The organism is Kitasatospora sp. NPDC058965, from assembly GCF_042741245.1.
In the GTDB taxonomy this organism is placed as follows: domain Bacteria; phylum Actinomycetota; class Actinomycetes; order Streptomycetales; family Streptomycetaceae; genus Kitasatospora.
Genome location: NZ_JBHYKG010000320.1, coordinates 1 through 9,336 on the forward strand (window position 1 = coordinate 1; position 9,336 = coordinate 9,336).

Genomic DNA, 9,336 nt, shown 5'->3' on the forward strand with positions numbered 1-9,336 from the left:
ACCTGGATGACCGAGGACGCCTCCTCCAAGGACGGTTCGCGGGTCTTCACCGGCCACGGGCTGCGACTGCAGCTCGACTGGATCAGCCCGCCCGGCCCGAGCGCGCTCGGCGCCTGGAAGAGCGAGGAACCGTCGGTGCGGGCCGGTTCGTCCAACTACCAGTTGGTGCGGATGGAAGCGATCACCTACCGGCAGTGGACCAACGCGGCCGACTGGGAGTGGACCTTCGGCTCCGGGACGACCAAGCGCTCGCTGAACCGGGGATTCGTCGCCGGTTCGCACGGCTACGCGCTCTACTGGACCGCGAACGACAGCGACTGGAACACGCCCGAGCTCGGCCAGGCCCGGCAGACCGCCTTCGACAGCTTCCAGCCCGCGCCGTAGCGAGCGGGACGCGAGAGGGAGGGGAGCGGCCATGCGAGCTGGCCCGGGACGGACGGTGGCCGGCCGGTACCGGGTGACGGACCGGGCGGGCGGGTCCCGGCTGCTCGCCGTGGACGCGGCCACCGGGGCCCGGGTGCTGCTGGAGGGGGTCGAGCTGCCCGAGGTGCTGGTGCCCGAGCTGGCCGGCAGCGTGGAGTTCGAGGGCAGCCGGTGGCTGGACCCGCAGGCGGTGCTGGCCGAGGCCACCGCGGTGCTGGCCGCGCTGCCGGAGCACCCGAGACTGCGCCAGTCCTTCGCCGTGCTGGCCGAGGAGGGCACGGTCTGGGCGGCGGTGGAGCTGCCGTCCGGGGTGCCGCTGACCGAGCCGGCCGCCGACGGGCCGATGGATCCGTACCGGGTGGCCGAGCTGGCCGCCGACCTGGCGGGCGCGCTGGTCGCGGTGCACCGGGCCGGACTGGTGCACGGCGGGGTGCTGGCCGAGCGGGTGCTGGTCTGCGAGGACGGTGCGGCGCTGCTCGGCTCGCCGGCGCTGGGCGCCGTCGAGGAGGCACTGGCCCGCGAGCTGGGCGGGGCGGACGGGCGGCGCTGGGGGCAGGCCCGGGCCGGCCTGGTCGGGGCGGTGGCCGAGCGCTGGCCGCCGGAGCTGCTGGCCGAGGTGCCGACCGCGGGGCCGGCGGCCGACCTGTGGGCGCTGGGCGTGCTGCTGCACCGGCTGCTGACCGGGCAGGGACCGTTCCCGGACCAGACGCCGACCGTGCTGTACACCGCGGTGCGGGCCGGGCAGCGGCTGGACAGCGCGGCCTGCGGGCCGCTGCGGCCGCTGGTGGACCGGCTGCTGGCACCGGCCCCGGCGGAGCGGCCGACCGCGGAGCAGGCCCGGGAGTGGCTGGCCGAACTGTTGGCGGGGGCGCCGGAGCCGTACCGGTCGGAGCCGGAGCACGAGGTGCTGCCGGTGCTGCGCCCGTCCTGGCCGCTGGTCCGGCGGCAGCGCCGCGCGGCCGACCCGGTGGCCGTGGACCACGGCCGGCACGCCCGGGCCGCCGAGCGGCGCCCGTCGGCGCTGGTGCCGGTGCTGCTGGTGGGCGGGGTGCTGGCGGCGATGGTGGCGGCGATGGCCGCCGTGGTCCTGCTGAACGGCTGACCGGCCGCCGGGTCACAGGGTGGTCACGCGGCCGGGTCGGACGCGGGGGGCCGGGGTCGGACGCCTAGGCTGGAGCCGGAACATTGTCCGAGCGGTGATCAGGTGCACCGATGAGGGGGGCGGTCGCCGTGGGCGGACAGGAGCAGACGGCGCAGCCGAGAATGCTGGCCGGGCGCTACGAGCTGGGCGAGCGGCTCGGCCGCGGGGGCATGGGCACGGTCTGGCGGGCGGTCGACCTGATGCTGGACCGGGAGGTGGCGGTCAAGGAGCTGACCGTGGACCACCTGCCGGAGGAGGACCTGGCGATCCTGCAGTCCCGGATGAAGCAGGAGGCCCGGGCCGCCGCGCGGATCAAGCACGCCGGCGTGATCACCATCCACGACGTGCTGGAGCAGGACGGCCGGCCGTGGATCGTGATGGAGCTGATCGACGGGCGGTCGCTGGCCGACGTGACGTCCCAGGACGGCCCGCTCTCCCCGCGCGCGGCCGCGGAGGTGGGCGCCCAGGTGCTGGCGGCGCTGCACCGCGGCCACCAGCTCGGGGTGCTGCACCGCGACGTCAAGCCGGCCAACGTGCTGCTGGAGCGCGGCACCGGCCGCGCGGTGCTGCTGGACTTCGGGATCGCCAAGTTCGAGGGCTCCTCGGAGCTGACCCGGCCCGGCGACCTGGTCGGCTCGCCGGACTACCTGGCCCCCGAGCGCGCCCAGGGCGGCCGGCCGGGGCCGGCCTCGGACCTGTGGGGCCTGGGCGCGACGCTGTACGCGGCGGTCGAGGGCCAGTCGCCGTTCCGCCGGGACAACCCGATCAGCACCCTGGCCGCCGTGGTGGACGAGCCGCTGCCGGAGCCGGTCCGGGCCGGCGCGCTGGGCCCGGTGCTGGCCGCGCTGATGGCCAAGGCGCCCGAGGAGCGCCCGAGCGCGGACGCCGCGCTGCGGATGCTACGCGCGGTGACCGACGGGCACACGGTGTCGATCGGCCCCCCGCAGCCGCTGCGGATGCCGACCCAGTCGGTGCCGGTGGTGGACCGCCTGGCGGCGGTCGAGGAGCCCGAAGCCGCGGAGCCGGAGGAGCCCGGGCCCGCCCCGGCCGAGCCGGTCACCGTGGCGGCCGAGCCGGCGGCCGGACCCGGCCGCCCGGGCCGGGCCCGGCGGCTCGCCCTGCTGGTGCTGGCCGCCGCCGTGCTGCTCGGCGGCGCGGGCTACGGCGTGCTGCGGCTGACCGGGCACCGCGGCACCCCGGCCGGTGACACCACCCCGACGGCCCGGGCGTCCACCCCGTCGACCGACCAGCCCACCGCCCCCGACACCTTCGGCCCGCTGCCCACCGGCTACCACTGGCAGCAGGACGAGCAGGGCTTCCGCTTCCCGCTGCCCGACGACGGCGGCACCTGGCAGCGCCGCACCGCCAACGGCAACAACATCTACTACACCCCGGACGGTCAGCGGCACCTGATCCAGTTCGCCATCTCGGCGGGCGAGTTGGGCTCCCCGCTGGACCACCTGCGCAGCCTGGAGACGGACGACCGCGGGCTGAAGGACTACAAGCAGGTCAGCCTGGGCGCCAACACGGTCAACGGCCACGAGGGCGCCCGCTGGGAGTGGACCTTCACCTGCAGCGACAAGTGCCCCAACCCCGGCCCGCGCCGGGTCTTCGAGGAGGAGTTCAAGGACACCGACGGCACCGCCTACGCGATCCTGGTCTCCGCCCCGGTGGGCGACGCCGTGGTGGCGCAGCAGCGGTTCACCACGATCCTCAACAACTTCACCACCACCCGCCGGGGCCAGGGCGCCGGATAAAACACCGGTCGCCGGGCCGCTTTGTAGTTACTGACGGGTACCGCCCGGGGCGGCGAGCGCCTAGGCTGCGCCCATGACGGACATCTCGGCAGTCAGCCGCGGCACCGGCCGCAATCCCGTGGCGCCGGGCGCCGGCCGTACGGTCGCCTCGGCGGTTCCCAAGTCCCTGGTCGCGCGGCTGGCCCGCGGCGTCACCGCCGGCGGCGACGCCCGGCCGGTGACCACCCTCGCGCCGCTCACCGGCGAGCCGCTCGCCGAGCTGCCCCAGTCCACCCCCGAGGACGTGGCCGGCGCCTACCGGGTGGCCCGCCAGGCCCAGCAGGCGTGGGCCGCGCTGCCGGTCAGGCGCCGGGCCGAGGTGCTGCTGCGCTTCCACGACCTGCTGCTCAAGCGGCAGGACGAGGTGCTCGACCTGATCCAGGCGGAGACCGGCAAGGCCCGGCTGCACGCCTTCGAGGAGGTGCTGGCCACCGCGATGGCGGCCCGGCACTACGGCCGCGCCGCCGCCGGCTACCTGAAGGACCGGCGCCGCGGCGGTGCCGTCCCGGTCCTCACCCACACGGTCGAGGGCCGTCGGCCCAAGGGCGTGATCGGCCACATCTCGCCGTGGAACTACCCGCTGGAGCTGTCCGTCAGCGACGCGCTGCCGGCCTTCGTGGCGGGCAACGCGGTGGTCAACAAGCCGGACACGCAGACCGCGCTGACCGCGCTCTGGGCCCGCGAACTGCTGATCGAGGCCGGGCTGCCGGCCGAGCTGTGGCAGGTGGTGATCGGCGACGGCCCGGTGATCGGCCCGGCCGTGGTGGAGCACGCCGACTACGTCTCGTTCACCGGCTCCACCCGCACCGGGCGGGACGTGGCCCAGCGGGCCGCCGCCCGGCTGGTCGGCGCCTCGCTGGAACTCGGCGGCAAGAACGCGCTGCTGGTGCTGGCCGACGCGGACCTGGACAAGGCCGCCGAGGGCGCGGTGCGGGCCTGCTTCTCCTCCGCCGGACAGCTGTGCATCTCGATCGAGCGGCTCTTCGTGCACCGCTCGGTGGCCGACGCGTTCCTGGCGAAGTTCGCCGAGCGGACCGCGGCGCTGCGCCTGGGCGGCGGGCTGGCCTACGGCGCGGACATGGGATCGCTGGTCTCCGGGCGGCAGTTGGAGACGGTCACCCGGCACGTCGAGGAGGCGGTCAAGGCCGGCGCCACGGTGGTGGCCGGCGGGCAGGCCCGGCCGGAGATCGGCCCGCTCTTCTTCGAGCCGACCATCCTGGACGGGGTCACCCCCGAGATGGCGGTGTGCACCGAGGAGACCTTCGGACCGGTGGTCTCGATCTACCGGTTCGACACCGAGGAGGAGGCGGTCGGCCTGGCCAACGCCACGCCGTACGGCCTCAACTCCAGCGTCTGGACCAGGGACCTGCGGCGCGGCCGGGCGGTCGCGGCCCGGCTGCACACCGGCACCGTCAACGTCAACGAGGCCTACGCCGCGGCCTACGGCTCGGTCGCCTCGCCGATGGGCGGCATGGGCGACTCGGGCCTGGGCCGGCGGCACGGCGCAGAGGGGATCCTGCGCTTCACCGAGGCGCAGACCATCGCCAGCCAGCGGGTGATGCCGCTCGCGCCGGCCTTCGGGCTGGACGACGCGAAGTTCGCCGCGCTGTTCACCAAGAGCCTGCGGGCGCTGAAGGCACTGGGGTTCAAGTGAGCGGGGTTCGAGTGAGCGAGCACGTGGGCGACGTGGACGCGGAGTTCGACTACGACGTGGTCGTGGTCGGCTCGGGCTTCGGCGGCTCGGTCTCGGCGCTGCGGCTGACCGAGAAGGGCTACCGGGTGGCCGTGCTGGAGGCCGGCCGCCGCTTCACCCGGGACGAACTGCCGAAGACCTCCTGGGACGTCAAGAACTACCTCTGGGCCCCCTCGCTCGGCCTGTACGGCATCCAGCGGATCCACCTGCTGGCCAACGTGCTGGTGCTAGGCGGGGCCGGTGTGGGCGGCGGTTCGCTCAACTACGCCAACACCCTGTACGTGCCGCCGAAGGCCTTCTTCGAGGACCGCCAGTGGCAGCACATCACCGACTGGCAGGAGGAGTTGGCGCCCTTCTACGACCAGGCGCAGCGGATGCTGGGGGTGCGCACCAACCCCACCATGACGCCCTCGGACGTGCACCTGAAGGCGGCGGCCGAGCGGATGGGCTGCGGCGACACCTTCCACTTCGCCCCGGTCGGCGTCTTCTTCGGGGACGGCCGGGACGCCGACGGCTCGGCCGAGGCGGCGCCCGGCGGCGAGGTCGAGGACCCGTACTTCGGCGGCGCCGGCCCGCGCCGCAAGGCCTGCGTGGAGTGCGGCGAATGCATGACCGGCTGCCGGCACGGCGCCAAGAACATGCTCACCGAGAACTACCTGCACCTGGCCGAGGCCAACGGCGCCGAGATCCACCCGCTCACCACGGTCTCCCGGATCCGCGAGCTCGCCGGTGCCGACGGGACCCCGGGCTTCGCGGTGGACGTGCTGCGCACCAACGCCCGCGGCGCGGCGGCGAAGAAGGCCGGCGCCCGGACCCTGACGGCCGCCAGGGTGGTGGTCGCGGCCGGCACCTACGGCACCCAGACCCTGCTGCACACGATGCGGGACAGCGGCCTGCTGCCGGGCATCCCGGCCACCCTGGGCGAGCTGACCCGGACCAACTCCGAGGCACTGGTGGGCGCGCAGACCACGCCGCGGCGCTACGGCGGGCCGGTGGACTTCACCAAGGGCGTGGCGATCACCTCGTCGATCCACCCGGACGGGAACACCCACATCGAGCCGGTCCGCTACGGCAAGGGCTCGAACGCGATGGGCTTCCTGTCGATCCAGCAGGTGCCCGGCGCCGGCCGCGGCCCGCGCTGGCTGCGCGCGGGCGTCACCGCGGTCAAGCACCCGACCGTCTTCGCCCGTTCGCTGAGCAACTACCGGTGGTCGGAGCGGACCATCATCGGCCTGGTGATGCAGTCGCTGGACAACTCGATCACCGTCTCGCTCAAGCAGAAGGGCCTGGGCAAGGGGACGCTGACCTCCCGGCAGGGCCACGGCGAGCCCAACCCGACCTGGATCCCGGCGGCCGAGGAGGGCGCCAAGGCGATCGCGGCGGAGATCGGCGGCTTCGCCGGCTCCACCGTGGGCGAGATCTTCGACATCCCGATGACCGCGCACTTCATCGGCGGCTGCGCGATCGGCGACAGCCCCGAGCGCGGCGTGGTCGACCCGTACCACCGGCTCTACGGCCACCCCGGGATCAGCGTGGTGGACGGGTCCACCATCTCCGCCAACCTCGGCGTGAACCCCTCGCTGACCATCACCGCCCAGGCCGAGCGGGCCATGTCGATGTGGCCGAACAAGGGCGAGCCGGACCCGCGTCCGGAGCCGGGCGAGGCCTACCGCCGGGTGGCCCCGGTGGCGCCGCACCGCCCCGCGGTGCCGGCGGGCGCCTTCGGGCAGCTGCTGCTGCCGGTGCCCGAGGTGCCGGGCCGGGCGGCGCAGCCGCAGGAGTAGCCGGGCAAGGCAAAGGGCCCCGCGGGGGAACGGGGCCCTTTGTCGCTCAGCACGCGGCGTCAGGGCTGCGCCGGTGCTGGGGACGGCGGCGCCGGGGGAGGAGCGCCGCCTTATTCGATTGGCTCGGTGGGCGCCCGGTCGCGGCGGTCGGCCCGGTCGGGCCCGCCGTCTCGGCGCCTCGTCCTCACGGAGCGTGAGGCAATACCCACTGTCACCGCCGATGGGCGGGAGCAGCGGAGCCGGTGGCCCACCGGCGGACTTCGGCCGGTCGGTGCGCCCTCCCCTGCATCGTGGTGGAGACGGGCCGTGCTCTGCAACCGGTTCGGCGTACTTCGGCACAGTCCATTTTCTGCCAGGCACGTTTCTGACACCCGGTCGGCGGGCGGTCGGTGCCGGCCGTCCCGGCGATCCTGCGGTGACGTTGAGTAGTCGACGGGGTGCTGCCGGGTGGCGCGACGGCGGTCCGGGCGTCCCCGGACGTCGCCGCCGCACCTCCTGGCACAGTCGTGAGCCGGCCGCTGTCCCCTGCCGCCGCCTCCCCGCACCCGTGCACGGTCCCACGACGCTTCCTCTCCCCGACCGTTGCCGGTCGGGGGCGGGGCGCGCCACGTGCGCGAGCGGACTGGACTTCCACGCGTGGTCCTGCCGGACCGTACGGGCGCGGGCCCGGGCGCGGTCGCGGACGCACCTGGCGGGTGCGCCGCGGTCGTACGGTCGCCGGGTCCAACGAGGGGGCGGCGGGAGCGGACACGGGCGCCGTGGCAAAGGGGTGAACCCGGGTGGCCGCCACTCCTTGGCGGAGCAGGACGGCGGTCCCGGTAGAATCGAAGGCGGAACCCCCACATCGCCGCCGGAAGGCCGTCTGTGTCCCCTGCTACCCCCGACCACTCCGTACCGTCGGTCGACACCGTCCTGGTCGTCGACTTCGGAGCCCAGTACGCCCAGCTGATCGCCCGCCGGGTGCGTGAGGCGAGGGTCTACAGCGAGATCGTGCCGAGCACCATGCCGGTCGCCGAGATGCTCGCCAAGAACCCCAAGGCGATCATCCTGTCCGGTGGTCCGTCCTCGGTCTACGAGGAGGGCGCCCCCCGTCTGGACCGCGCGCTGTTCGAGGCCGGCGTGCCGGTCTTCGGCATGTGCTACGGCTTCCAGCTGATGGCCATCACCCTCGGCGGCACCGTGGACAACACCGGTGCGCGCGAGTACGGGCGCACCCCGCTGCACGTCGCCAAGGCCGGCTCGACCCTGTTCGAGGGCACCCCCGCCGAGCAGTCGGTGTGGATGTCGCACGGCGACGCCTGCTCCGCGGCGCCCGAGGGCTTCACCGTCACCGCCTCGACCGACGTGGTCCCGGTGGCCGCGTTCGAGAACGACGAGCGCAAGCTCTACGGCGTGCAGTACCACCCCGAGGTGATGCACTCCACGCACGGCCAGCAGATCCTGGAGCACTTCCTCTACCGCGGCGCCGGCATCGCGCCGACCTGGACCACCCACAACGTGGTGGACGAGCAGGTCGCGCTGATCAAGGCGCAGGTCGGCGACAAGCGCGCGATCTGCGGCCTGTCCGGCGGCGTGGACTCCGCGGTGGCGGCCGCCCTGGTGGCCCGTGCCATCGGCGACCAGCTGACCTGCGTGTACGTCGACCACGGCCTGATGCGCAAGGGCGAGACCGAGCAGGTCGAGAAGGACTTCGTGGCCGCCACCGGCGTCAAGCTCAAGGTGGTGGACGCCGAGGAGCGGTTCCTGACCGCGCTCAAGGGCGTCAGCGACCCGGAGGAGAAGCGCAAGATCATCGGCCGCGAGTTCATCCGGGTCTTCGAGCAGGCCCAGGCCGAGATCATCGCGGACGAGGGTCCGGCGGTGGAGTTCCTGGTCCAGGGCACCCTGTACCCGGACGTGGTGGAGTCCGGCGGCGGCACCGGCACCGCCAACATCAAGTCCCACCACAACGTCGGCGGCCTGCCCGAGGACCTCGAGTTCCAGCTGGTCGAGCCGCTGCGCAAGCTGTTCAAGGACGAGGTCCGGATGGTCGGCCAGGAGCTCGGCCTGCCGGAGGAGATCGTCCAGCGCCAGCCGTTCCCCGGCCCGGGCCTGGGCATCCGGATCGTCGGCGAGGTCACCAAGGACCGCCTGGACCTGCTGCGCGAGGCGGACGCGATCGCCCGCGAGGAGCTGACCGCGGCCGGTCTGGACCGCGAGATCTGGCAGTGCCCGGTGGTGCTGCTGGCGGACGTGCGCAGCGTCGGCGTGCAGGGCGACGGCCGGACCTACGGCCACCCGATCGTGCTGCGCCCGGTCTCCTCCGAGGACGCGATGACCGCCGACTGGTCGCGCCTGCCCTACGAGGTGCTGGCCCGGATCTCCACCCGGATCACCAACGAGGTGCGCGAGGTCAACCGCGTGGTGCTGGACGTGACCAGCAAGCCGCCGGGCACCATCGAGTGGGAGTAGCAACTCCCGCTGGTTTTGAACGGCCGCACCGCCACCCACGTACCCGTG

General features: G+C 74.2%; 5 protein-coding genes and 1 pseudogene. All 6 read left to right on the forward strand.

From position 1 onward, the window contains the following. Positions 1-384, forward strand: a pseudogene (locus ACFW1A_RS33980) (serine/threonine protein kinase); the annotation flags it as partial. A 31-nt stretch (positions 385-415) separates the two neighbouring features. Beyond that, entirely contained in the window at positions 416-1,525 is a 1,110-nt protein-coding gene (locus tag ACFW1A_RS33985; protein WP_380415959.1) for a protein kinase, read from the forward strand. A 110-nt stretch (positions 1,526-1,635) separates the two neighbouring features. Beyond that, entirely contained in the window at positions 1,636-3,321 is a 1,686-nt protein-coding gene (locus ACFW1A_RS33990) for a serine/threonine-protein kinase (RefSeq protein ID WP_380415961.1), read from the forward strand. 73 nt (positions 3,322-3,394) lie between these two features. Next, positions 3,395-5,014, forward strand: coding sequence for a succinic semialdehyde dehydrogenase (locus ACFW1A_RS33995; protein WP_380415963.1), 1,620 nt, complete (start codon positions 3,395-3,397; stop codon positions 5,012-5,014). Between the two features lie 11 nt (positions 5,015-5,025). Then, positions 5,026-6,837, forward strand: coding sequence for a GMC oxidoreductase (locus tag ACFW1A_RS34000; protein ID WP_380415965.1), 1,812 nt, complete (start codon positions 5,026-5,028; stop codon positions 6,835-6,837). Between the two features lie 864 nt (positions 6,838-7,701). After that, on the forward strand, positions 7,702-9,288 hold the full coding sequence (guaA, locus tag ACFW1A_RS34005) for a glutamine-hydrolyzing GMP synthase (RefSeq protein ID WP_380415967.1): 1,587 nt from the start codon (positions 7,702-7,704) through the stop codon (positions 9,286-9,288). The last annotated feature ends 48 nt before the right edge of the window (positions 9,289-9,336 follow it).

Bases quoted from the DNA above. Each gene is read 5' to 3' on its own strand.
- ACFW1A_RS33995 (WP_380415963.1), top strand. From the start codon at position 3,395: ATGACGGACATCTCGGCAGTCAGCCGCGGCACCGGCCGCAATCCCGTG.
- ACFW1A_RS33990 (WP_380415961.1), top strand. From the start codon at position 1,636: ATGAGGGGGGCGGTCGCCGTGGGCGGACAGGAGCAGACGGCGCAGCCG.
- ACFW1A_RS33985 (WP_380415959.1), top strand. From the start codon at position 416: ATGCGAGCTGGCCCGGGACGGACGGTGGCCGGCCGGTACCGGGTGACG.